General features: G+C 53.9%; 21 protein-coding genes and 1 pseudogene. 10 read left to right on the forward strand and 12 right to left on the reverse strand.

The window, feature by feature from the left end:
- Positions 1–135: 135 nt before the first annotated feature.
- Positions 136–1779 (reverse strand): glucose-6-phosphate isomerase, encoded by a 1644-nt coding sequence (gene pgi / locus MON40_RS02980; RefSeq protein ID WP_003776981.1) that lies wholly within the window; start codon positions 1777–1779, stop codon positions 136–138.
- 124 nt (positions 1780–1903) lie between these two features.
- On the opposite strand from pgi, the gene MON40_RS13480 reads away from it, so the two are divergent.
- Positions 1904–2077, forward strand: a complete 174-nt coding sequence (locus tag MON40_RS13480; protein WP_167317430.1) for a hypothetical protein — start codon at positions 1904–1906, stop codon at positions 2075–2077.
- 24 nt (positions 2078–2101) lie between these two features.
- On the opposite strand, the gene hexR is transcribed toward MON40_RS13480, so the two are convergent.
- From hexR to zwf, 4 genes are all read right to left on the reverse strand, one after another.
- Positions 2102–2950 carry a DNA-binding transcriptional regulator HexR gene (hexR, locus tag MON40_RS02990; protein WP_003776986.1) on the reverse strand — a complete coding sequence of 283 codons (849 nt, stop codon included), beginning with the start codon at positions 2948–2950 and terminating at the stop codon, positions 2102–2104.
- A gap of 49 nt (positions 2951–2999) precedes the next feature.
- The gene (locus tag MON40_RS02995; RefSeq protein ID WP_003776988.1) at positions 3000–4001 is read right to left on the reverse strand and encodes a glucokinase; all 1002 of its coding nucleotides are present in this window, start codon (positions 3999–4001) and stop codon (positions 3000–3002) included.
- Positions 3982–4677 carry a 6-phosphogluconolactonase gene (pgl, locus tag MON40_RS03000; protein ID WP_003776989.1) on the reverse strand — a complete coding sequence of 232 codons (696 nt, stop codon included), beginning with the start codon at positions 4675–4677 and terminating at the stop codon, positions 3982–3984. Before pgl ends, MON40_RS02995 begins: the two co-directional genes overlap by 20 nt.
- 216 nt (positions 4678–4893) lie before the next feature.
- Positions 4894–6339, reverse strand: coding sequence for a glucose-6-phosphate dehydrogenase (gene zwf / locus MON40_RS03005; RefSeq protein WP_003776991.1), 1446 nt, complete (start codon positions 6337–6339; stop codon positions 4894–4896).
- Positions 6340–6907: 568 nt separating this feature from the next.
- Here zwf and edd point away from each other — a divergent pair.
- Entirely contained in the window at positions 6908–8743 is a 1836-nt protein-coding gene (edd, locus tag MON40_RS03010; protein ID WP_003757974.1) for a phosphogluconate dehydratase, read from the forward strand.
- Positions 8744–8961: 218 nt separating this feature from the next.
- Positions 8962–9600, forward strand: coding sequence for a bifunctional 4-hydroxy-2-oxoglutarate aldolase/2-dehydro-3-deoxy-phosphogluconate aldolase (locus MON40_RS03015; RefSeq protein ID WP_003757978.1), 639 nt, complete (start codon positions 8962–8964; stop codon positions 9598–9600).
- Between the two features lie 310 nt (positions 9601–9910).
- Here MON40_RS03015 and MON40_RS03020 read toward each other — a convergent pair whose 3' ends face one another.
- On the reverse strand, positions 9911–11221 hold the full coding sequence (locus tag MON40_RS03020; RefSeq protein ID WP_003776995.1) for a sulfate adenylyltransferase subunit 1: 1311 nt from the start codon (positions 11219–11221) through the stop codon (positions 9911–9913).
- A gap of 192 nt (positions 11222–11413) precedes the next feature.
- Here MON40_RS03020 and MON40_RS03025 point away from each other — a divergent pair, with 192 nt between their 5' ends.
- A complete protein-coding gene (locus MON40_RS03025; protein ID WP_003777000.1) occupies positions 11414–13048 on the forward strand; it encodes a CTP synthase in 1635 nt (544 codons plus the stop codon).
- A 125-nt stretch (positions 13049–13173) separates the two neighbouring features.
- On the opposite strand, the gene MON40_RS03030 is transcribed toward MON40_RS03025, so the two are convergent.
- From MON40_RS03030 to MON40_RS03045, 4 genes are all read right to left on the reverse strand, one after another.
- Entirely contained in the window at positions 13174–14091 is a 918-nt protein-coding gene (locus MON40_RS03030; RefSeq protein ID WP_003777002.1) for a lysophospholipid acyltransferase family protein, read from the reverse strand.
- Positions 14092–14312: 221 nt separating this feature from the next.
- Complete coding sequence (locus tag MON40_RS03035; RefSeq protein WP_003777004.1) at positions 14313–14753, reverse strand: TIGR01244 family sulfur transferase; 441 nt, start codon at positions 14751–14753, stop codon at positions 14313–14315.
- Between the two features lie 32 nt (positions 14754–14785).
- The gene (locus tag MON40_RS03040) at positions 14786–15478 is read right to left on the reverse strand and encodes a hypothetical protein (protein ID WP_003777007.1); all 693 of its coding nucleotides are present in this window, start codon (positions 15476–15478) and stop codon (positions 14786–14788) included.
- Between the two features lie 64 nt (positions 15479–15542).
- Positions 15543–17306: a M61 family metallopeptidase gene (locus MON40_RS03045; RefSeq protein WP_003777009.1), complete on the reverse strand. Its 1764-nt coding sequence runs from the start codon at positions 17304–17306 to the stop codon at positions 15543–15545.
- 329 nt (positions 17307–17635) lie between these two features.
- On the opposite strand from MON40_RS03045, the gene ccoN reads away from it, so the two are divergent.
- Genes ccoN through ccoP form a run of 4 tightly spaced genes read left to right on the forward strand, consistent with a single transcriptional unit; the run spans position 17636 to position 21274 of the window.
- A complete protein-coding gene (gene ccoN / locus MON40_RS03050; RefSeq protein WP_174263541.1) occupies positions 17636–19069 on the forward strand; it encodes a cytochrome-c oxidase, cbb3-type subunit I in 1434 nt (477 codons plus the stop codon).
- 23 nt (positions 19070–19092) lie between these two features.
- Positions 19093–19704 carry a cytochrome-c oxidase, cbb3-type subunit II gene (gene ccoO / locus MON40_RS03055; protein ID WP_003757996.1) on the forward strand — a complete coding sequence of 204 codons (612 nt, stop codon included), beginning with the start codon at positions 19093–19095 and terminating at the stop codon, positions 19702–19704.
- Positions 19705–19708: 4 nt separating this feature from the next.
- Positions 19709–19879 carry a cbb3-type cytochrome oxidase subunit 3 gene (locus MON40_RS03060; protein WP_003757997.1) on the forward strand — a complete coding sequence of 57 codons (171 nt, stop codon included), beginning with the start codon at positions 19709–19711 and terminating at the stop codon, positions 19877–19879.
- Between the two features lie 30 nt (positions 19880–19909).
- Positions 19910–21274: a cytochrome-c oxidase, cbb3-type subunit III gene (gene ccoP / locus MON40_RS03065; RefSeq protein ID WP_003777011.1), complete on the forward strand. Its 1365-nt coding sequence runs from the start codon at positions 19910–19912 to the stop codon at positions 21272–21274.
- Between the two features lie 78 nt (positions 21275–21352).
- Here the strand turns inward: ccoP and MON40_RS03070 are convergent, their stop codons facing one another.
- Entirely contained in the window at positions 21353–21943 is a 591-nt protein-coding gene (locus tag MON40_RS03070) for an NADAR family protein (RefSeq protein ID WP_242925992.1), read from the reverse strand.
- On the opposite strand from MON40_RS03070, the pseudogene MON40_RS03075 reads away from it, so the two are divergent.
- Together MON40_RS03075 and MON40_RS13485 are read left to right on the forward strand one after the other, a co-directional pair.
- A pseudogene (locus tag MON40_RS03075) lies at positions 21929–22657 on the forward strand (IS5 family transposase); the annotation flags it as partial. The gene MON40_RS03070 and the pseudogene MON40_RS03075 overlap by 15 nt on opposite strands.
- A complete protein-coding gene (locus tag MON40_RS13485; protein ID WP_360720464.1) occupies positions 22543–22908 on the forward strand; it encodes a transposase in 366 nt (121 codons plus the stop codon). The pseudogene MON40_RS03075 and the gene MON40_RS13485, both read left to right, overlap by 115 nt.
- 589 nt (positions 22909–23497) lie before the next feature.
- On the opposite strand, the gene tyrS is transcribed toward MON40_RS13485, so the two are convergent.
- Positions 23498–24796: a tyrosine--tRNA ligase gene (gene tyrS / locus MON40_RS03080; RefSeq protein WP_003777018.1), complete on the reverse strand. Its 1299-nt coding sequence runs from the start codon at positions 24794–24796 to the stop codon at positions 23498–23500.
- Position 24797: the final 1 nt, after the last annotated feature.

The raw sequence follows: 24797 nt of genomic DNA on the forward strand, positions 1-24797 counted from the left end.
AATGGCAAACCGCCATGCTGCCGTTATTCCTTATTTGAATTCCTGCTATATTTATCAACTCTTTCAGACAAAAAGGTCGTCTGAAAACCTTGAATCTGGGTTTTCAGACGACCTTTTGTCCTGATGGGGCTGTCTTTATTTGTTGGCGTTCAGATAAAGGTTGATCAGGCGGGTGGTGGAGCTGTCGTGTTTTTGTATGCCGGTTTCGCCAGTCAGCTCGGCGAGGATGGTTTTGGCGAGCTGTTTGCCGAGTTCGACACCCCATTGGTCGAAGCTGTTGATGCCCCAGATGATGCCTTGGACGAAGGTTTTGTGTTCGTACATGGCGATCAGGCTACCCATGTTGCGGGGGTTGATTTTGTCCATGAGGATGAGGTTGGTCGGGCGGTTGCCTGAGAAGGTTTTGTGCGGAACCAGCTCTTCGATGCGCTCTGCTTCCATGCCTTGAGCTTTGAGTTCGGCGCGGACTTCGTCGGGGGTTTTGCCGCGCATGAAGGCTTCGGCTTGGGCGAAGACGTTGGCGAGTAGGATTTCATGGTGGCCGCGCAGGTTGCTGCGTTTTTCAAGCGAGGCGATGAGGTCGATCGGGGTGATGTGGGTGCCTTGGTGCAGCAGTTGGAAGAAGGCGTGCTGACCGTTGATGCCGGTTTCGCCCCAGATGATGGGGGAGGTTTCGTAGCCGACTGCTTTGCCGTCGAGGGTAACTTGTTTGCCGTTGCTCTCCATGTCGAGCTGCTGGATGAATTTGGGCAGGCGGTGGAGGTGTTGGTCGTAAGGCGCGATGACGTGGCTGCCACCGCCGTAGTAGTTGATGTACCAGATGCCGATGAGGGCAAGGATGACGGGCATGTTGCGCTCGAGCGGGGTGTTGATGAAGTGTTGGTCCATCAGGTGCGCGCCGTTGAGCATTTCGATGAAGTTTTCTTCGCCCAAATAGAGCATGATGGGCAGGCCGATGGCTGACCAGAGGCTGTATCGTCCGCCGACCCAGTCCCAAAATTCGAACATGTTGGCGGTGTCGATGCCGAACTCGGCGACGGCTTTTTGGTTGGTGGAGACGGCGACGAAGTGTTTGGCGACGGCGGCTTCGTCGCCTGCGTGGTCAAGGAACCATTTGCGCGCGGTCAGGGCGTTGGTGAGGGTTTCTTGGGTGGTGAAGGTTTTGGAGGCGATGATGAAGAGGGTGGTCTCGGGGTGGACTTTGGACAATACGTCGCGCAGTTGGGAGCCATCCACGTTGGAGACGAAGTGCATGTTGAGGCGGGGGTGTCCGAAGGGTTTGAGCGCGGTACACATCATCAGCGGGCCGAGGTCGGAGCCGCCGATGCCGATGTTGACGATGTCGGTGATGACTTGGTTGGTGTAGCCTAACCAGCTGCCGCTGCGGACTTCATGTGCGAATTCGCCCATGCGTTGGAGGACGTGGTTGACTTTGGGCATGACGTCTTCGCCGTCAACGACGATGGGGGAGTTGGTGCGGTTGCGCAGGGCGACGTGGAGGACGGCGCGGTTTTCGGTGGTGTTGATTTTTTCGCCGCGGAACATCTGCTGCATGCGTTTGGGTACGCCGGCTTCACGGGCAAGCTCGAACAACAGTGCCATGGTTTCGTCGTTGATGCGGTTTTTGGAGTAATCCAGCGTTAGTCCGCCGACTTGCAGCCAGTAGCGTTCGGCACGCTGCGGGTCTTGATCGAACATTTCGCGCATGTGTTGTTCTTTGGTTTCGTCAAAATGTATCCATAATTTTGACCAAGCCGGTAAGTCGTGAAGGTGTTTCATCGGATGCTCCTGAGGTTGGACGGTTTTGTGGGAAAACGGCCGCGAGGTCGTCTGAAACGGGAACGGGTGGGTTTCCGTTTTTAGGGTTGGGTGTGAATGCGGGGTCTGCCGTTATTGGGGTTGGGTGGCAACATTGAAGAAAAACGGCGGCACTGATTTTTTGGTCGGTATTTTCAGACGACCTTGGGATATGTCGGGTCGTCTGAAAATGTATAGTGGCTTAACTTTAAACCAGTACGGCGTTGCCTCGTCTTGTCGTACTATCTGTACTGTCTGCGGCTTCGTCGCCTTGTCCTGATTTAAATTTAATCCACTATATTGTTTAGTCTTTGTCGTAATCGATGTGTTTGTTGTGTATGCTTTTTTTGCTTTTTTGCAGTTGCAGGCTGGCGGCATCGCCCAGGCGCAGGGCGAGTCCGATGGCGAGGATGTCGATGACGGCGAGTTGCAGCAGGCGGGACACCATGGGGGTGTAGAGTTCGGCGTTTTCCTGCGTGGCGATGCTCAATACGCAGTCGGCAAGCTGTGCCAGCGGGGAGTCGTTGCGGGTCAGGGCGATGACGGACGCGCCGTTTTCTTTGGCGATGCTGACGGCGTCTAAAAGCTCGATGGACGAGCCGGTGTTGGAAATGGCGACGACGACGTCTTGGTCGGACAGGACGGAGGCTGCCATCAGTTGGGTGTGGGTATCGACGTAGGCGACGGTGGAAATGCCGAAGCGGAAGAATTTGTGTTGCGCATCTTGGGCGACGATGCCGGAGTTGCCGACGCCGTAAAACTCGACACGGCGCGCGTGCATCAGGGTGGCGATGGCGTTTTCCAGTTCGGACTCTTTCAGGAAGCGGCGTTCGCCCAAAATGGAGGCGGCGGCGTTGCCCAATACTTTTTCGACAACGATGCTCATGTCGTCGTCGGCGTTGAGCTCTTCATGGACGTAGGGCATACCTTCGTGGCCTATGCTGGCGGACAGGGCGAGTTTGAACTCGGGCAGTCCTTTGTAGCCCAGGCTGCGGCAAAAACGGATGACGGTCGGCTGGCTGACGGATGCGCGCTCGGCGATTTCGGCGACGGCGGCATGGACAAACCATTTGGGTTCCGCCAAGGCGCATTCGGCGACTTTGCGTTCCGCGCCCGACAGGTTTGACAGTGATTCGCTGATTTTGCTTAACATAAATATGCCCTTCGGTGTGTGCCGCCCCTTGTCGGGGCGGCTTGTGTGATTAAACGTTTTTCAAGTGGTTGTCGAGTGCCGCCGCTGCGCCGGTGATGCCCGGAAATTCGCTTAAGACGACATAGACGGGAATCGCGGCGAGATAGGCTTCGAAACGGCCTTTGTTTTCAAAGCGGCTGCGGAAAGGTGAGGTTTTAAAATATTCCAAAACGCGGGGGATGATGCCGCCGCACAAATACACGCCGCCGCGCGCGCCCAGCGTCAGGGCGAGGTTGGAGGCGACCGTGCCGAGCATGGCGCAGAAGATGTCCAAAGTCTGACGGCAGAGCGGGGATGTGCCGCTTAAGGCTTTTTCGGTGATTTCGGACGGTTTGAGGCGGTAGTTTTTCAGTTTGTCGCGTTTGGCGAGTGCTTCGTAAATCAGGCTCAAACCTGCGCCGCTGAGGAAGCGTTCGGCGGAGACATGACCGTATTTGTTTTTCGCATACTGCCAAATCAAAACTTCCATGTCGTCAAACGGCGGGAAACTGGAATGGCCGCCTTCGCCGGCAAGCGTGACCCAGCCTGCGGGGCTGTGCACCAGTCCGCTCACGCCCAAACCGGTTCCCGGCCCGATGACGGCTTTGGGGGCGAATTCGATGGGTTTATGCCCGCCTACCTGCATCAGGTCTTTGCTTGAAGTCTGCGTTACCGCCAATGCCTGCGCGGTAAAGTCGTTCAAGAGGATGAGGGTGTCCAGCTCCAATGCCTGACGGGTGGTTTCGATGGAAAACGCCCAATGGTGGTTGGTCATTTGCACCCAGTCGCCCAAAATCGGGTTGGCGATGGCGAATGCGGCGTGCCGGACTTCGGCTCCGCCTGCCTGTTCCAAATAGGCTTTGGCGGCATCGACGATGGTGTCGTAGTCTTTGCACGGCAAGACTTGGGCTTTTTCAATCTGCTGCGGGGCGGTTTCGAGCGCGAAGCGGGCGTTGGTGCCGCCGATATCGGCAACCAGGCGCGGATAGTTTTTGCCGACGGGTTGTTGAATATCAGTTTGAGTAGAAGACATGGCAGTTTACTCCTTGATGGTTCAATACCAGGCTGGTCGGATATTCCAAATCGGCGCGCGCGGCGGCTTTGTCGAACACGGCTTTTTTCTCCGCACCCTGAATCGCCAAAAAGACGTTTTCCGTTTTGGCGATGGCGCCCAAGGTCATGCTGACGCGCTCGTGCGGCGCGGTAACGGGCGTGGTGTGGATGAGGGTCGGGTCGTCTGATTCGTTGATGGCTGCCTTCAGCTGCGGCGCTTGCGGGAAAAGGGAGGCGGTATGTCCGTCGCCGCCCATGCCCAAAATCAGTACGTCAGGTTGTTTGTAATGTTTCAGCGCGTAGGTAACGACGCTGTCGGGTTGTAATTCAGTTTCAGTTTTGCCCGCTTCGACAACGGGAATCCAGGTCGCTGCGGCGGCTTTGTTTTGCAGCAGGTATTCGTGTGCCAGGGCGGTGTTGCTGTCGACGTGGGTTGTCGGCACGATGCGCTCGTCAACCAAAGTGATGCCGACTTTTTGCCAGTCCAAATCTTTTTGCGACAAGGCTTGGAAGAAGGGAATCGGCGAGCGGCCGCCGGAAACCGCCAACACTGCGCTGCCTTTGTTATCCAGCGCGTTTTGCAGCGCGGCGGCGACTGCGTCTGCCAAAGCCTCTGAAGCGGCTGCTGCGTTTTCGTATTCATGCCAAACGAACATAAAAGTGTCCTTTCTCTGTTTTCAGACGACCCTTTTGTTAAAAAGGGGGCAGGAGGTCGTCTGAAAGGCAGTGTTTGTGAGCGGAAAAGTAAGTGAGAGCCTGTATTGTCGATGGCGGCGAGAATGTCGGCGGAAACGCCTAATCTGCCGCCTTATGGTTTTCAGACGACCTTTTTGAACCGATAACGCTTCAAGCAAAGGTCGTCTGAAAAGGCTTTACTGGTCTTCGTGCCACTTGTGTCCGTCGCGCGCCAACAGTTCGCGGGCGGCTTCCGGACCCCATGAATGCGCGTCGTAGCCGTGCGGCGGGGTGGTGTTGCTCGCCCAGTTTTCCAGAATCGGCATCACATATTCCCAGGCGGCTTCGAGTTCGTCGCGGCGGTTGAAGAGGGCGAGCTTGCCGTTGATGACATCCAGCAGCAGGCGTTCGTAAGCTTCGGCGCGGCGGCCTTCGAGGGCTTTTTCCAAGTCGGTTGCCAGCGGCACGATTTCCACTTTGTTGCCTGCGCCCGGCGTTTTCATCTGTGTATAGAGGCGCACGGATTCGGTCGGCTGCAATTCGATAACCAAACGGTTTGGCGCGGCTTGGCTGTTTTCAAAAATATGGTTTTGCAGCGGACGGAAGTTCAATACGATTTCCGCCACTTTGCCCGCCATGCGTTTGCCGGTACGCAGGTAGAAAGGAACGCCTTTCCAACGGTCGTTTTCGATTTCGGCTTTGATGGCGACGTAGGTTTCGGTGAAGCTGTCTTGCGGAACGTTGATTTCTTGCAGATAGCCGTTCATGCCTTTGGCGGCGGTGTATTGTCCGCGCACGACGTTTTCGTTGACGGATTCGATGGTCAGCGGTTTCAACGACTTGATGACTTTGACTTTTTCATCGCGTACCGCGTCGGCATCCAAGCTGGCGGGTGCTTCCATCGCAGTCATGCACAGCATTTGCATCAGGTGGTTTTGCACCATGTCGCGCAGCGCGCCGGTAATGTCGTAGAACTCGCCGCGCTCTTCCACACCGAGCTGTTCGGCGATGGTCAGTTGTACGCTTTCGATGTATTTGTTGTTCCACAACGGCTCGAACATCACGTTGGCAAAACGCAGCGCCAGCAGGTTTTGCAGGCTTTCTTTGCCTAAGTAGTGGTCGATGCGGTAGATTTGGCTCTCTTTGAAGTAGCGGGCGACATCGGTATTGATTTGTTGGGAAGAGGCGAGGTCGGTACCCAGCGGTTTTTCCAAAACGACGCGCGCGTTGTCGGCGTTCAGTCCGACTTTGGCAAGGTTTTCGCAGGCTTGCGCGAAGAATTTCGGCGCGGTGGAAAGATAGATGATGACGTTGTCGGTCTCTTTGCGGGCTTTGACTTTTTCGCCCAAAGCGGCAAAATCGGCTTCTTGGGTAACGTCGACTTTCAAATATTCGATGCGTTTGACGAACGATGCCCAAGCGTCGTCTGAAAAGTTTTGTTTGACATGGATTTTGGAGTTGGTTTCCACTTTTGCCAAAAAGCCCGCCGTATCCAAATCGCTGCGGCTGACACCTAAAATACGACCCTGAGGATTGAGCAACCCTGCAACGTGCGCCTGATACAGACAAGGCAGCAGCTTACGCATTGCCAAATCGCCGGTCGCGCCGAACAACACCAAATCAAAATTTGTTTGTGTACTCATCGTTTTATCTCTCGTTGAGGAAGGCCTTGTGCCGGCGCCGCCGGATGCCGTGAAAGACGGGCGGTTTCGGCAGAAAAGCAATGGAAACCAATCGCCTGCATCAAAATTTCAAAACAGGCGGGCTAATGAGTAGTAATACTACACATGGCTACACATTTTGTCTATTCTCATTTTTACAAATTATTTGACTTAGTTTAAAAGTTTGATGAGTTTGGTCTGGTAGATTTTCACAAATGACGCATATCACGATTTAAATCAAATTTCTTACATTTAGCAGATTATTTTGTAACTAAATTACAATTTTTATATTATAATAGCCTACATCTAAATATAGTGGATTAACTTTAAATCAGGACAAGGCGACGAAGCCGCAGACAGTACAGATAGTACGGCAAGGCGAGGCAACGCTGTAATGGTTTAAAGTTAATCCACTATAGTGAGGCTTTCAGACGACCCCTTGTAAGGTTTGAAAGGTCGTCTGAAACGCTGAACGCCCCACACCCAATACAATAAATCAGAAACGCGCAAACAAAAATCCCATACCACCCCTTCCGACAGGAGACCGAACATGAATCCCACTCCTATCCACCCCAAGCTCGCCGAAATCACCGAGCGCATCATCGAACGCAGCCGTCCGACCCGCGAAAAATATCTGGCGAAAATCCGCAGCGCCAAACAAATGGGACGGCTGGAACGCAACCAGCTCGGTTGCAGCAACTTGGCGCACGGCTACGCCTCCATGCCCAAAAGCATCAAAATCGAAATGCTTCAGGACACCGTCCCCAACTTAGGCATCATCACCGCCTACAACGACATGGTTTCCGCACACCAGCCGTTTAAAGACTTCCCCGACCAAATTAAAGACGAAGCGCAGAAAAACGGCGCAACCGCCCAAGTTGCCGGTGGTACGCCCGCCATGTGTGACGGCATCACGCAGGGCTACGCCGGTATGGAATTGTCGCTGTTCTCCCGCGACGTGATTGCCATGAGTACCGCCATCGGCCTGTCGCACCAAATGTTCGACGGCAGCCTGTTTATGGGCGTGTGCGACAAAATCGTACCGGGTTTGATGATTGGCGCTTTGTCTTTCGGCCATATTCCTGGCATCTTCGTTCCGGCAGGCCCGATGTCCAGCGGTATCGGTAATAAAGAAAAAGCCCGTACCCGCCAGCTTTTCGCCGAAGGCAAAGTCGGCCGCGACGCATTGCTCGAAAGCGAAATGGGTTCCTACCACAGCCCCGGCACCTGCACTTTCTACGGCACGGCAAACTCCAACCAAATGATGATGGAAATGATGGGCGTACACCTGCCTGCCGCCGCCTTCGTCCATCCCTATACCGACCTGCGCGAAGCCCTGACCCGCTACGCCGCCGGACACCTCGCGCGCGGCATCAAAAACGGCACCATCAAACCCTTGGGCGAAATGTTGACCGAAAAATCCTTCATCAACGCCCTGATCGGTTTGATGGCGACCGGCGGCTCGACCAACCACACCATGCACCTCGTTGCCATGGCACGTGCCGCCGGCGTGATTTTGAACTGGGACGACTTTGACGAAATTTCCTCCATCATCCCGCTGCTCATCCGCGTGTACCCCAACGGTAAAGCCGACGTGAACCACTTTACCGCAGCAGGCGGCCTGCCTTTCGTCATTCGCGAATTGCTGGACGCAGGTTTGTTGCACGACGATGTCGATACCGTCGTCGGACACGGCATGCGCCACTACACCAAAGAACCTTTCCTCATCGACGGCAAACTCGAATGGCGCGAAGCCCCCGAAACCAGCGGCAACGACGACATCCTACGCAAAGCCGACAACCCGTTCTCCCCAGACGGCGGTCTGCGCCTGATGAAAGGCAATATCGGACGCGGCGTAATTAAAGTGTCCGCCGTGCGCGAAGGCTGCCGCATCATCGAAGCGCCCGCCATCGTGTTCAACGACCAACGCGAAGTGTTGGCTGCGTTTGAACGCGGCGAGTTGGAACGCGATTTTGTGTGTGTTGTCCGCTACCAAGGCCCGCGCGCCAACGGTATGCCCGAGTTGCACAAACTGACCCCGCCTTTGGGCATCCTGCAAGACCGCGGCTTCAAAGTGGCGCTACTGACCGACGGCCGTATGTCCGGCGCATCCGGCAAAGTGCCCGCGTCCATCCACATGACGCCCGAAGCCCTGATGGGCGGCAACATCGCCAAAATCCGTACCGGCGACCTGATCCGCTTCGACTCCGTTACCGGCGAACTCAACGTCCTGATTAACGAGGCCGAATGGAACGCCCGCGAAGTCGAACACATCGATTTGAGCGCGAACCAACAAGGCTGCGGCCGCGAACTCTTCGCCAACTTCCGCAGCATGACCAGCAGCGCAGAAACCGGCGCCATGAGCTTCGGCGGCGAATTTGCCTGATGCACGTTTCAGACGACCTTTGTGAACGGAAGGTCGTCTGAAAAATTATTGAAGCCGTTTAAATAGACGTAGGTCGGATTCTTGAAATCCGACACAGCCGCCCAAGATGTCGGATTCAAGAATCCGACCTACAGCCCCAAAGGTCGTCTGAAAACTTAAACCCCCATCCCGTTTGACCTCAACAAAAACGACAACCCCATCCCACCTGGAGAATCGAAATGTCCAAACTGACCCCACGCGAAATCCTGACTGCCGGCGCAGTCGTGCCTGTGATGGCGATTGACGACTTGAGCACCGCTGTCGATTTGTCCCACGCCCTTGTCGAAGGCGGCATCCCCACCCTCGAAATCACCCTACGCACCCCCGTCGGCCTCGACGCCATCCGCCTGATTGCCAAAGAAGTGCCCAACGCCATCGTCGGCGCGGGTACGGTTACCAACCCCGAGCAGCTTAAAGCCGTTGAAGACGCAGGCGCGGTTTTCGCCATCAGCCCGGGTTTGCACGAATCCCTCGCCAAAGCCAGCCACAACAGCGGCATCCCCCTGATTCCGGGCGTAGCCACTCCGGGCGAAGTCCAACTGGCTTTGGAACACGGCATCGATACCCTCAAACTCTTCCCTGCCGAAGTCGTCGGCGGCAAAGCCATGCTCAAAGCACTCTACGGTCCTTATGCCGACGTGCGTTTCTGCCCGACCGGCGGCATCAGCCTCGCCACCGCGCCCGATTACTTGGCACTGCCCAACGTCTTGTGCGTCGGCGGCTCATGGCTGACACCGAAAGAAGCCGTTAAAAACAAAGACTGGGATACTATCACCCGCCTCGCCAAAGAAGCGGCGGCATTGAAACCCAAAGCCTGATTTTCTAAAAGGTAAGCCATACCTAGAATCCATCTTGTCCGCCTGCTAAGGTGGTTCAAGTAAGGCAAAGGTCGTCTGAAAATCCGATTTTGGGTTTTCAGACGACCTTTTCCATGCATCCAAATAAAAAATGCCATGCCGCAATTTTGTTATGTATAGTGGATTAAATTTAAATCAGGACAAGGCAACGCCGCAGGGCTTAAAACCGATCTGCCACATTCCCTGCCTTAATCTGCCAAACTGAAGAGGTCGTCTGAAAATCCTTGTTTCGGTTTTTCAGACGACCTCTTCAATTCAAGATGCCCTTGTTTCAAATTTCAAAACTGTCCGCTTGGTCAGCCTTGCGTATCATGCCTGCTGCGACGGTGTGGTTGGTGGCTTCGTCTATCAGGATGAACGCGCCGAGGGCGTGGTTTTCTTCGTAGGGCGCGGCGGCAATCGGCTGCTGGGTTTTGAGGCTGACGCTGCCGATGTCGTTGAGTTTGAGCGTGTCGGCGGATTCGACGCGGCTGAGGGTGTTCACGTCCCAAACGTAGGAAATCGCGCTGATTTTGACGGGGGTGGTTTGGGTGGTGTGTTTCAGCAGGTATTTGCGGCGCAGGTTGAGCGGGATGTCGTCGAACCAGCACAGCGCGGCTTGGAACTGCTGTTCGGGCGCGACGGGGCTGTCGGCGGCGGCGATGCTGTTGCCGCGCGAGATGTCGAGGTCGGTGTCGAGCGCGACGGTCAGCACTTCGCCCGCTTCGGCGGATTCGGTTTTGCCGTTTGGATTGTAGATTTCGGCGATTTTGGCGGTATGTCCGCTAGGCAGGACTTTGATTTCGTCGCCGGTTTTCAGACGGCCTGCCTCCAGTCTGCCTTGATAGCCGCGGAAGTCGTCACTGCTGCTGCCGTCTTGCCGTGCGACGCGCTGTACGGGGAAATGGGCGGCTTGGTCGGCGGCGTTTTGGCGGTTGACGGGCAGGCTTTCGAGCAGGGGTAACAGCGGTAAACCTTGATACCACGGGGTTTGGCTGCTGGCGTTGACGATGTTGTCGCCTTTTAACGCGCTGATGGGCAGGAAGTGGATTTGGGCTTGGAGGCCGATTTGTTCCGCCAGCTTGCGGTAGGCTGCGGTAATGGCCTGATATTTGGTTTCGTCGAAGTCGAGCAGGTCGAGTTTGTTGACGGCGACGATGATGTTAGGGCAGCCCAAGAGTTTCAGAATCGCGCTGTGGCGTTTGGTCTGCGGCAGGAGGACGGGTTCGCCGCCGGAAAAATCGACGCGCGTTGCGTCTATCAAGACGATGGCGGCATCGGCGGTTGATGCGCCCGTTACCATGTTGCGGGTGTATTGTTCGTGTCCGGGCGTGTCGGCGATGATGAATTTGCGCTTGGGCGTGGCGAAATAGCGGTAAGCGACATCGATGGTGATGCCTTGTTCGCGTTCGGCGGCAAGGCCGTCGGTGAGGCTGGCGAAGTCGGGCGTTTCGCCGTTTTCGGCGGCGCGGTTGAGTTTGTCGAGCTGGTCGGTCAGCAGGGTTTTGCTGTCGTAGAGCAGGCGGCCGATGAGGGTGGATTTGCCGTCGTCGACGCTGCCGGCAGTGATGAAGCGCAAAAGCGGGGCGGTGGTTGCGGTCATGGTTCTTTCCTTAATTCTCGGATTGCACGTTACTTTAATGAGGTCGTCTGAAAATGGGAAAGAATGCTTGGTTTTAAAAAAAGATGATTTCGTTATATTCGGGCAGTTTCTTTCGGACGGGGTCGGCTTCCCGCGTTTGCCAGAAAACCCGCTTAAAGGTAAAATCCCGTATTCCAACATGGGTACTGCATCATGACTAAATTTATTTTCGTAACCGGCGGCGTCGTATCTTCACTCGGAAAAGGTATCGCCGCCGCTTCTATTGCCACTATCCTCGAATCGCGCGGTTTGAACGTGACCATGCTCAAGCTCGACCCTTATATCAACGTCGACCCCGGCACCATGAGCCCGTTCCAGCACGGCGAAGTGTTCGTCACCGACGACGGCGCGGAAACCGACCTCGACTTGGGACACTACGAACGTTTCATCAACGCCACCATGACCCGCCGCAACAGCTTCAGCACGGGGCAGGTGTACGAAAACGTCATCGCCAAAGAACGCCGCGGCGACTACCTCGGCGGTACGGTTCAAGTCATCCCGCACATTACCGACGAAATCAAACGCCGCATCCACGAAGGCGCGGCGGGTTACGATGTCGCCATCGTCGAAATCGGCGGTACGGTCGGCGACATCGAATCGCTGCCGTTTTTGGAAGCCATCCGTCAGATGCGCAGCCAGTTGGGACGCAACAACACCTTGTTCGCCCACCTGAGCTACGTTCCCTACATTGCCGCCGCCGGAGAAATCAAAACCAAGCCGACCCAGCATACCGTTAAAGAAATGTTGAGCATCGGTTTGCAGCCCGACATCCTGATTTGCCGCATGGACAGAACCATGCCCGCGGACGAACGCCGCAAAATCGCCCTGTTCTGCAACGTGGAAGAACGAGCGATTGTCGGCAGCTATGACGTGGACAGCATCTACGAATGCCCCGAAATGCTGCACGATCAAGGCATCGACAACATCATTACCGAGCAGTTGCAGCTGAACGTACAGCAGGCGGATTTGACCGCGTGGAAAAAAATCGTCCATGCCATCAAAAACCCGAAACACACCGTCAAAATCGCCATGGTCGGCAAATACGTCGATTTGACCGAATCCTACAAATCGCTGATCGAAGCCTTGAAACACGCGGGTATCCACACCGAAACCGACGTGCAAATCACCTTCGTTGACAGCGAAAACATCGAGAAAAACAACGGCGACGTTTCCATGCTCAAAGACATGGACGCCATCCTCGTCCCCGGCGGCTTCGGTTCGCGCGGCGTGGAAGGCAAAATCGCCGCCGTGCGCTACGCCCGTGAAAACAACGTGCCATACTTGGGCATCTGCCTCGGTATGCAGATTGCGCTGATCGAATACGCCCGCGACGTCGCAGGCTTGAAAGGCGCAAACTCCACCGAGTTCGACCTCAAATGCGCCGCGCCCGTCGTTGCTCTGATTGACGAATGGCAAACCGCCGACGGCAGCGTCGAAACCCGTGACGAATCCGCCGATTTGGGCGGCACCATGCGTTTGGGAGCGCAAGAGGTTGAATTGAAAGCAGGCAGCCTCGCCGCCAAAATCTACGGCAGCGAACACATCCGCGAGCGCCACCGCCACCGCTACGAAGTCAACAACAACTACGTTCCTACGCTGGAACAGGCAGGCTTGGTCATCGGCGGCGTATCCGCAGGACGTGAACGCTTGGTCGAAACCATCGAACTGCCGAACCATCCTTGGTTCTTCGCCTGCCAGTTCCACCCTGAGTTCACGTCCAACCCGCGCAGAGGCCATCCTTTGTTTACCGCGTTTGTCAAAGCCGCGTTGAACAATAAAAAAGGCTGATGCCCGGCAAAAGGTCGTCTGAAAAGAGAAAAAGCACCTCGATTGGGGTGCTTTTTTGTGTTGGTATGGCGATGTTTTGAGAAACCGGGCATCAGCCGCCTTTTCAGACGACCCGCAAGGAATGTTCAATCCTGTACGTCTTCAGGTTTCCAGCCGGGTTCCGGTTTCCAGTCGGGCGAGAGCGGTGCGCCTGCGGGCTGTTTGTAGCGGTTGTACATAAACAGATACTGGGTCGGGAAGCGGCGTATCCAGTATTCGGTGTTTTCATTGATAATCTGCGCGTCGTGCTGTTTGTCGCCGTTCAGTTCGCCGCGCATAGGCTCGATGTGCAGCACAAATCCTTTGCCGTTCGGCAAACGCTCGCCGCAGAAAAACAGCGCCTTCACGCCCTTGACTTGCGCCAGTTTGCCCACCAGCGTCATGGTGTAGGCGTATTTCCCGAAAAACGGCACCCAGACGCCGTCGCCGCCTTCTTCGGGGGAGGGGGCATGGTCGGGCAAGACAATCGTGGCTTCGCCGGAACGCAAAGCCTTAATGACTTGTTTGACCCCTTGAATATTGGTGGGGGCGGTTTTTCCTTTGCCGCGAACGCGCCCCGCCTGCATGACGGAATCCAAGGCTTTGATTTTGGGTGGTTTGTACATGGCAGTCAGCGGGAACGGAAGCTGTTGGCTGATATAGCGTCCGGCGAGGTCGTAGCTGCCGATGTGCGGGGTAATAAACAACAGTCCTTCTCCGGCGTCCAAAGCTGATTGGACATGCTCCCAACCATGCACTTCTTTAAACAGCGTTTCAATGCTTTCAGGTCGTCTGAAAAAGGCTACGGGCAATTCCAGCCCGCCTTTCGCCGTTTCACGGAAAACGGCTTTGACCGACGAAGGCGCGGGATTCAATCCGGCAAGCCTCATATTGTCGAACACACGCTGCCGGTCGCTTTTGAGCAGATAATAGCCCAAGCCGCCTGCCGCATTCCCCAGCGCGTGTAGAAGCGGCAAAGGCAGCGCCGCAAAGCATTTAAACAAAAAAGTGAGCAGGATTTGCATAATAGATTGATGAGATGGAACGGGGGGATTGTAAATGAAAACGGCAGGTCTGGATATTGAGTTTCATCTGGATGTAACGGATTGCCGCAATGTTTAAAATATCGGATGCGTTCATTCGGTTCGCCAAACGGCATAACGTAAAAAGGTCGTCTGAAAACGGTTTCCATTTTTTGAAACGGTATTTTCAGACGACCTTTGCGTTTGGCTAAACGGATAGCGTGTTACGCCAGCCCGTTTTGTTGCGCGTCTTGCAGGCGGGCTTCGAAGTTGCTCAGATTGACGCCTGCTTGTTGTGCGGCAGCGACGACTTCGGCGACGCTTGCAACGTTTTGCACCTGATGATAGCCCCAGAGCAGGGAACAGCGGGTGCCGGTGCGGCAGTAGGCGAGGACGGGTTGGGGAACGCTTTTGAGCAGGTTTTGGAAGGCGGCGACATCGGCGGCGTTGATGGCGGGCGCGACGACGGGCTGATGATGGTGTTCGCGGATGCCTGCGGCTTCAAGCCAGCTTTTGACTTGTTTGAACGTAACTTGGTTTTCTTCTTCGCCGTCGGGACGGTTGCAGATGACGGTTTGGATGCCGAGTTTGGCGGCTTCTTGAACGTCGGCTTCGGTCAGTTGCGGGGCGATATAGAGGTTGTCGGCAAGTTTTTGGATAGACATGGGTTTTCCTTTTCTAGGTTTGATGATGGATTTTAGTTGCCTTGAGGGGCCAACAGGGCTTGTTCCAATCGTTTTTTATTGGCTTCGGATTGTTTTTGTATGTATTTGCGGACAATCTCGTCAATCGCTGTATCTTGTTGCATATTGGATCGGATTGACCAAATGGCAGCGGAAAGTGTGAGGTCTACATGGTTAGGGCGTTGGGCTGCAGCCGTTTGGGCTTTGATGATGTAGTCAACGATACGTTCGACCGCTTTCGGATTGCCGGTGGCAAAATAAGTTACCCAATGAAAATCCAGTGATGCAGGGGAGATGATGGGTTCTTGAAGCGGATGGAAGCTTTTGTTTTCCTTGAGATTGTTTTTAAGCTCGGTATTTAATGTCAGGCTGTCGAGACAGGTTTGGGCTTGAGACGTGCCTGTCAGGGCGAGGGTGTAGGCGGAAAAGGTTAAGGCGTCGCCTTGGTAAGTTCGGATATTGTCACACCAAATAGTGCTGCCTTGGGGGTATTTTTGCAGAGCTTGCGTGCCCCATACAAGGGTGGTATTGCGCATGAGATTGGCTTTGACAATCTGGTCCATTAGAGAAGCAGCACGTTCGGCAGAGGGATTTTTGTAGAAGACGGCGATATCCTTTCCTACTTTATATGCCGAATCTGATTGGGGGGCGGCTGTGGCGTGCAAACTGAGTAACAGGACGGTGATGCTGACAAGGATTTTTTTCATGGTTGTTTCTTTCAGAGTTGATGTTTCAGACGACCTCGATCCAGCACTTGAGGTCGTCTGAAAATTAGGCTCGGTCATTATAAAGCCAGTTTTCAAATAATTCGCGGTCGGTGATGTAGAGGACGGCGGTGTCGGCTTCGGCGGCTTGGACGGTGATGTCGGCGACGTACAGGATGCCGGTGCGAAAGTAGTGGAGGCGGGCGGTGGCGCCGATGGGGAGTTGCGCCCACTGTGCGGCAAGGTCGGTGCAGGCGTAGCCGTCGATGGCGATGATTTTATCCTGCGGGCAGAGGGCGGCGTTTTCTGCGCTGCCGCCGTTGAAGACGTGGGTCAGGGTGGCGTGGTCGCTGTTTTGTTTGAACCTTGCGCCGAAATCGGGCGCGGGGGCGGGCGTTTCGGTTGGAGGTTCGGGCAGGAATGCGCCGCCGTGGCTGCGCGGCTGTGCCTGCCATTGCAGTCCGATGCCTATGGTGGCGAGGAGTTCGGCGAGGGGCAGGTCGGCGGTGGTGTAGAGGGTCGTCTGAAAAAAGTCTTCGAGGTCTAGGCCGGTAAACGTTTGGCAACGGGCTTGCCATTGTTTTTCGGGGATGCCTTGCCGGGTCTCCAGCCAATCGCGGTAGTGTTGCTGCATGACGCTGTCGAGGGTGTGTCGCCCACTGCTTTTGCTGCGGATGGCGAGGTCGAGGCAGAGGGCGGCGAGTGCGCCTTTTTGGTAGTAGCTGACGATGGCGTTGGGGCTGTTTTCGTCTTGTTTGTAGAATTTGTTCCAAGCGGTGAAGCTGGATTCGGCAAGGCTTTGTTTCAGACGACCTTTGGTTTGCTGCACGCGGGTGATGCTTTGGGCGAGCAGGCGCAGGTAGGCTTCGGGGGCGATGGTGCGGCTTCGGGCGAGGAAGAGGTCATCGTAGTATGAGGTGATGCCTTCAAATGCCCAGAGCTGCTCGGTGTAGTTTTCGCGGTCGAGGTCATAGGGGGCGAAGGCGGCGGGTTTGATGGATTTGACGTTCCAGGCGTGGAAGTATTCGTGTGAGAACAGTCCGAGCAGTTGGGTGTAGGCATCGTTGGCGTCGATCATGCCGTGCGGCGGCAGGCTGTGGCGGTCGGCGAGCAGGGCGGTGCTGCTGATGTGTTCCAGTCCGCCGTAGATGTTGTCGCCGACGTGGAGCAGGAAGAGGTAATGGGTGAACGGGGCAGGGGAGGGGAACATGGCCAGTTCGGTTTCGCAGATTGTGCGGATGTCTGACACGAGGCGGTCGCGGTCGAAATCGGGGTAGTGGCCGCTCAAGGCGATGCGGTGCGGGATGCCGCCGGCTTCGAAATCGAGAAATTCGATGTTGCCCAGTTCGACAGGGTGGTCGATTAAATCGTGGTAGGAGGTCGTCTGAAAGCTGTGGACGTCGGTTTGGGGCAGGGTGGTGGCAATCCGCCATGTTTTCGGCAGGATGGGAAATTCGATTTGGTGCGCGCTGTTTTCTTGTCCGTTTACCTGCAAAAACAGGCACGCGCCGTCAAAAAACCCGCGTTCGGCAGTCAGAAACGAGCCGCGGACGGACAGGTCGTAGGCGTAAACGGTGTAGTAAATTTCCCACTCGCCGGACTGCGGGGCGGTGCGCCATCGGTTTTTTTTGACTTGGGTCAGATGGGCATATTCTCCGTTGCAAAAGGCGCGGATGGTGGTGATGTGGCGGGAGAAGTCGCGTATCAGATAGCTGCCGGGAACCCAGTTCGGCAGGCTGATTTCTGTTTCCAAATCATGTTCTTGTCGGAAGGTTAGGCGGATGTGCCACTCGTGGGCGAGCGGGTTGGGGGTGATTTTGTAATTAATCATGACTATTAATGTATTTGTTAAATTTTATGAATAAAAAGGTCGAATTATGCAGTTTGATTTATATCGATAAAGTCCCCTTCAAAAGGGAGGCTTGAAAAAATAAAGTGGCGCTGCCAGGGAGGTTGTTAAATAATAATATGATTATAAAGTAAAAAATATAAAAAATCGATAAAGCCGCCAGATGGAGTGAAATGTAATTCCGCTTGGCTAGGCTTGTCTTATATGTTAAATTTAGAAAAATTTAAACCTAGCCCTTATTGCGTTTGTTCAAAACGCATACGGCAAAGTGAGATAAAAAATTTTTATTCCCATAATTCATGGAGACTCTCATGGACACACAAACTTATAACTACAAAGTGGTGCGCCAGTTCGCCATCATGACCGTAGTTTGGGGTATTGTGGGCATGTTGGTCGGTGTCATCGTTGCCGCCCAATTGTTTGCCCCGTCCCTTGATTTATCAGATGTCGGCCCTTGGTTCCACTTCGGCCGCCTGCGTCCGTTGCACACCAATGCGGTGATTTTTGCGTTCGGCGGTTGCGGTCTGATGGGTACATCATACTACGTTGTTCAACGTACCTGTAATGCACGCCTGTTCGGCGGTTGGCTGCCGGCATTTACCTTCTGGGGCTGGCAGGCAGTTATCGTTGCGGCAATCGTCAGCCTGCCTTTGGGTTATACCCAAGCTAAAGAGTATGCTGAATTGGAATGGCCTATCGACATCCTGATCGCTTTGGTTTGGATTGCTTACGCCATCGTATTCTTCGGTACGATTGCCAAACGTAAAATCAAACATATCTACGTTGCCAACTGGTTCTACGGCGGTTTCATTTTGGCCGTCGCTCTGTTGCACATCGTCAATAACCTGAGCATTCCTGCGGGCTTCATGAAATCCTATCCGGTTTATGCGGGCGCAATCGATGCCATGGTTCAATGGTGGTATGGCCACAATGCCGTAGGTTTCTTCCTGACCGCAGGCTTCTTGGGCATGATGTACTACTTCGTGCCGAAACAGGCAGGTCGTCCGGTTTACTCTTACCGCCTGTCCGTCGTCCACTTCTGGGCTTTGATTTTTACTTACATGTGGGCAGGTTCCCACCACTTGCACTATACCGCGCTGCCTGACTGGACTCAGTCCTTGGGTATGGTGTTGTCCCTGATTCTGTTCGCACCTTCTTGGGGTGGTATGATTAACGGTATCATGACCTTGTCCGGCGCATGGGACAAACTGCGTACCGACCCTATCTTGAAATTCTTGATCGTCTCCCTCTCCTTCTACGGTATGTCCACCTTCGAAGGTCCGATGATGTCCATCAAATCCGTCAACGCTTTGAGCCACTACACCGACTGGACCGTTGCACACGTTCATGCCGGCGCATTGGGCTGGGTGGGCTTCGTGACCATTGGTTCCGTGTACTACATGATTCCCCGCCTGTTCGGTAAAAATGAAATGTACAGCACCAAATTGGTGGAAGCGCATTTCTGGATTGCGACCATCGGCGTGGTTCTGTATATCGCCTCCATGTGGATTGCAGGGGTATTGCAAGGTATGATGTGGGGTTCTCTGAATGCGGACGGTACTTTGACCTACTCGTTTGTAGAGTCAGTTAAACGCACCATGCCTTTCTACATGATTCGTTTCACCGGCGGCCTGCTGTACCTGAGCGGTATGTGTATCATGGCATACAACGTTTACCGTACGGCCATCAGTGGCAAAGCGGTTGATGCCGAGATTCCCGCGGTGTCTCAAACCCAGCACCACTAAAAACATAAGAAAAGGCTACCAAAATGAAATTACAACAATTAGCTGAAGAAAAAGTCGGCGTCCTGATTGTATTTACCCTGCTTGTGGTCAGCGTAGGCCTGTTGATTGAAGCCGTGCCGCTGTTCTTTACTAAAGCTGTCACCAAGCCTATAGAAGGTGTGAAACCTTATAATGCTTTGCAAGTGGCTGGTCGCGACATCTATATCCGTGAGGGTTGTTACAACTGTCACTCTCAAATGATCCGTCCGTTCCGTGCGGAAACCGAACGTTACGGCCACTACTCCGTTGCCGGCGAGTCTGTTTATGACCATCCGTTCCAATGGGGTTCCAAACGTACCGGTCCGGACTTGGCACGTGTCGGCGGCCGCTATTCCGACGAATGGCACCGCATCCACCTGCTGAATCCGCGCGACGTTGTGCCGGAGTCCAATATGCCCGCTTTCCCATGGCTTGCCCGCAACAAAGTCGATGCCGAAGCAACCGTGGCGCATATGAAAGCCCTGCGTAAAGTCGGTACGCCTTACAGCGACGAAGAGATTGCCAAAGCGCCTGAAGCCTTGGAAAACAAATCGGAGCTGGATGCGGTGATTGCATACCTGCAAGGCTTAGGCTTGGCATTGAAAAACGTAAGGTAACATCATGGACGTAAACTGGGCCCGCTCGCTCTTTACTGTTTGGGTTTTTATCAGCTTTATCTTAGTGCTTTATATCGTTTTCAATCGACGAAATAAAAAGAACTATGATGACGCCGCCAACAGTATTTTCGAAAATGATGAGGATAAAGAGTCGTCTGAAAAAGACGGGCGATAACAGTTTAGTCCGTGATCACGGAGCAAAATAATGAACACAGCACCCCAATTTACCAGTAATTTCTGGAATATATACATTGCAGTCATCGTCGTGCTCAGCTTTATCGGCTTGGCATGGCTGCTGCTTTCCCAAAACGTTGTGAAGCGTCCTAAAAAGGGCGAAGAGGTCAAAACGACAGGCCATCAATGGGACGGTATCGAAGAATACAACAACCCGTTGCCACGCTGGTGGTTTTGGCTGTATGTCTTTGTCTGGCTGTTCGGTATCGGTTATCTGGTCATGTACCCGGGTTTGGGCGATTATGAAGGCCAGTGGAAATGGAGCAGCCATGGACAATATGATCAAGAAATGGCTAAAGCAGATCAGAAGTACGGCAAAGTTTATGCCAAGTTTGCCAATATGCCGATTGAGCAAGTGGCAAAAAATCCTGAAGCACGCGCCATCGGTCAAAACCTCTTCAATACCTACTGTATCCAATGTCACGGTTCTGATGCCAAAGGTTCCAAAGGCTTCCCGAATTTGACCGACAACGATTGGTTGTGGGGCGGCGAACCTGAGAAAATCCATGAGACCATTGAAAAAGGCCGTACGGCGACGATGGCAGCATGGGGTCCTGCGTTGGGTGAAGAGCGGGTAAAAGATGTGGCAAACTATGTCATGTCCTTATCCAAATCCAAAGACCAATACGATGAAGAACGTGCCGCACGCGGTAAAGTATTGTTCAGTGGTCCACCGGCAAACTGCTTTACCTGTCACGGCGACAAAGGTCAAGGTATCCAAGGACTGGGTCCGAACCTGACCGATAACGTATGGTTGTGGGGCGGTACTCAAAAATCGATTATCGAAACCATCACCAACGGCCGACACAGTCAAATGCCGGCTTGGGGTCGTTTCTTGGATAAAGACAAACTCCACATCATGACTGCGTATGTATGGGGTCTGTCCAACAAAGACGGCAAAGCGCCCGTGAAAAAAGCCGAACCTGCTCCCGCACCGGCACCTGCTTCTGCTGCCGCATCATCCGCTGACGCTTCATCTGCGTCCGCACCTGCACAAGCTGAAAAAGCAGCTTCAGCAGCTGATGCAAAAGTGGCCGCTCCTGCCGAAGCCAAGCCGGTAGAAAAAGCAGATGCTTCTTCTGCCAAAGTGGACGGTAAAGCCGTTTTTGAAGCCAACTGTAAAATGTGTCACGGCGGTACCATCCCCGGTGCTCCAGGCATAGGTAAGAAAGACGAGTGGGCCCCGCGTATCAAACAAGGTAAAGATACCCTGCACAAACACGCGCTCGAAGGCTTTAACTCCATGCCTGCCAAAGGCGGTAACACAAGCCTGAGTGATGACGAAGTCAAAGCAGCGGTTGACTATATGGCCAACCAATCCGGCGCTAAATTCTAAACCGTAGAAATTAAAACGCACCTTTTCATAAGGTGCGTTTTTTTATGGGGTCGTCTGAAGTTGCTTTTGAAGTTGCTTTCAGACGACCTGAAGTTCATCCCGCACTTTCATTAGTGCGAAACCAAGTAGGTTCAAACCCCGCCATTGCAATGGATTTTGGGCGCGTGGATCATCTTGGGCAAGTCCGATTCCCCAGATTGCGTCAACCGGGCTGGCTTCTACTAAGATACGGCTGCCGGTGCCAAGCAAAAAGCGTTTCAAATCGGGGTGTTGGATGAATTTGGCACGGTTGCCTTCGCAAACGATATCGAAGCGGCGGGCATTCCAAATATCGTTTTTAAAACCGATGACTTGTTTTCCCAAATCCTTAGCCTGTTTGGGGTGGGCAGAAGCGATGATTTGGCGGCGGATATCGTCTGCGCCGAACAGCCTCGCCTTTTCTGCCATCATATAGTGTTCGGCAGTCGCATAGCGGATGCCGTCGATTTCAAAGGGCGCAGGATACCATTGGCTGAAGACGGCTTTATCTATCTCATTTTTATAGTGGATTAACTTTAAGAGACCTTTGCAAAATTCCCCAAAATCCCCTAAATTCCCATCAAGACATTTAGGGGATTTTCCATGAGCACCTTCTTCCAGCAAACCGCACAAGCCATGATTGCCAAACACATCGACCGCTTCCCATTATTGAAGTTGGATCAGGTGATTGATTGGCAGCCTATCGAACAATACCTGAACCGTCAAAGAACCCGTTACCTTAGAGACCACCGCGGCCGTCCCGCCTATCCCCTGTTGTCCATGTTCAAAGCCGTCCTGCTCGGACAATGGCACAGCCTCTCCGATCCCGAACTCGAACACAGCCTCATCACCCGCATCGATTTCAACCTGTTTTGCCGTTTTGACGAACTGAGCATCCCCGATTACAGCACCTTATGCCGCTACCGCAACTGGCTGGCGCAAGACGACACCCTGTCCGAATTTCTGGAACTGATTAACCGACAACTGGCCGAAAAAAACCTAAAAGTAGAGAAAGCATCCGCCGCCGTCGTTGACGCCACCATTATTCAGACCGCCGGCAGCAAACAGCGTCAGGCCATAGAAGTCGATGAGGAAGGACAAATCAGCGGTCAAACCACACCGAGCAAAGACAAAGATGCCCGCTGGACAAAGAAAAACGGCCTCTACAAACTCGGTTACAAACAACATACCCGTACCGATGAGGAAGGCTATATCGAGAAACTGCACATCACCCCTGCCAATACCCATGAGTGCAACCACCTGTCCCCTTTGTTGGAGGGTATTGCCGAAGGCACGACTGTCTATGCCGACAAAGGCTACGACAGTGCGGAAAACCGGCAACATCTGAAAGAACACCAGTTGCTGGACGGCATTATGCGCAAAGCCTGCCGCAACCGTCCGCTGACGGAAGCGCAAACCAAACAAAGCGTAACCGATATTTGTCGAAGACCCGTTATGTGGTCGAACAAAGCTTTGGTACGCTGCACCGTAAATTTCGCTATGCCCGGGCAGCCTATTTCGGACTGATTAAAGTGAGTGCGCAAAGCCATCTGAAGGCGATGTGTTTGAACCTGTTGAAAGCGGCTAACAGGCTAAGTGTGCCTGTTGCCGCCTAAAAGGCGGCCCGGATACCTGATTATCGGGTATCCGGGGAGGATTAAGGGGGCGTTTGGGTAGAATTAAGGAGTGATTAGGGGAGGAAACAGCCGAAAAACTGTGTTGGGGTTTCGGTTGTCGGGAGGAGGGCTTTTTTGCAAAGGTCTCTTTAAACCAGTACGGCGTTGCCTCGCCTTGCCATACTATCTGTACTGTCTGCAGCTTCGTCGCCTTGTCCTGATTTAAATTTAATCCACTATATGTTTTGGCGTGTGTCCCCAGAAGTATAGATATTTCAGTTTTTCTTTGCGCTGGTAGGCGGTCTTCAGGTCGGCAAGAGTGTAGGGGGCAGTCATGGTGTTTCTTTCTTATTGTGTATTGGATTCAAACGGATAGGGTGTTACCGGATTTAAGATTTATGATGCGCGCAGGTGTGGCAGATTGACTGTGAATCAGGGCAAGACGAAGCCTCAGACGGTATGAATGGGAAATACCGTGCCGATCTGTAGTTAATCCACTATAGATGGGAATATATTCGCTATCATACTGTTGACGGTAGAAAAAAGGTCGTCTGAAAAAAGTTTTCAGACGACCTCTGTCATTTAAGGCTTATTTCCAAACCAAGAGCGCATGGTTGCGTTTGCCGCGTCGTACGATGGTGTATTTGCCGAAGCGTTTGTGCGCGTCGGTCAGCAGATAGGCATCGTCGGGGCGTTCGGCGGCGTGGTTCGGGTTGTTCGATTCGGCGGCTTGGCCGTTGAGCAATACCGCTTTGCTGTTCACAAAACCGCGCGCTTCTTTGTTGGAAGAAGCCAAGCCGGTTTTAACCAAGGCTTCGACGACATTGAGGCCGTCTGAAACTTCAAATGCGGGCAGGCCGTCGAGTGCGAGCTGTTCGAAGTCGCTTTCGGTCAGGCTGCTTTGGTCTTCGGCAAACAGGCTTTCGGAAATACGCTGTGCGGCTTGCAGGGCGGCTTCGCCGTGAATCAGGCGGGTCATTTCCTCGGCGAGGATGCGTTGCGCTTCGGGTTTGGTGCCGCTGGCTTTGTCTTTCGCCTCGATGGCGTCGATTTCTTCGATAGACAGGAAGGTGAAGTATTTCAGGAATTTATACACATCGGCATCGGCAACTTTCAGCCAGAACTGGTAGAACTGATACGGCGAGGTTTTCTTCGCGTTCAGCCATACCGCGCCACCTTCGGTTTTGCCGAATTTGGTACCGTCGGATTTGGTGACCAGCGGCAGGGTCAGGCCGAATACTTGTTTTTGGTTCAGACGGCGGGTCAGGTCGATACCGGCGGTGATGTTGCCCCATTGGTCGGAGCCGCCGATTTCCAAAACCGCGCCATGACGTTTGTTCAATTCGGCGAAGTCGTAGCCTTGCAGCAGGGAGTAGGCGAACTCGGTGAAGGAAATGCCCACATCGTCGCGCTCGATACGCTGTTTGACGGATTCTTTGTTCAGCATAGCGTTGACGGAGAAATGCTTGCCGATGTCGCGCAGGAAGTCGAGGCAGTTCATGCTGCCGAACCAGTCGGCGTTGTTCGCCATAATGGCGGCGTTTTCGCCTTCAAAGTTCAAAAACGGTTTCAGTTGGTTGCGGATGCTTTCTACCCAGCCGGCAACGGTTTCGGCGGAATTCAAGCTGCGCTCCACCGCTTTGAAGCTGGGATCGCCAATCATACCGGTCGCGCCGCCCACCAAAGCAATCGGCGTATGCCCCGCCTGCTGGAAACGGCGCAATGCCAATACGGGCAACAAGTGACCGATATGCAGGCTGTCGGCGGTCGGGTCGAAACCGCAGTAGAGGGCGATTTTTTGTTCGTTTAACAAAGCGTCTAAGGCTTCGATGTCGGTAGTTTGCGCGATTAAGCCGCGCGATTGTAGGTCTTGGATAACTGATTTCACT

The sequence above is a fragment of the Neisseria macacae ATCC 33926 genome (assembly GCF_022749495.1).
Lineage (GTDB): Bacteria > Pseudomonadota > Gammaproteobacteria > Burkholderiales > Neisseriaceae > Neisseria > Neisseria macacae.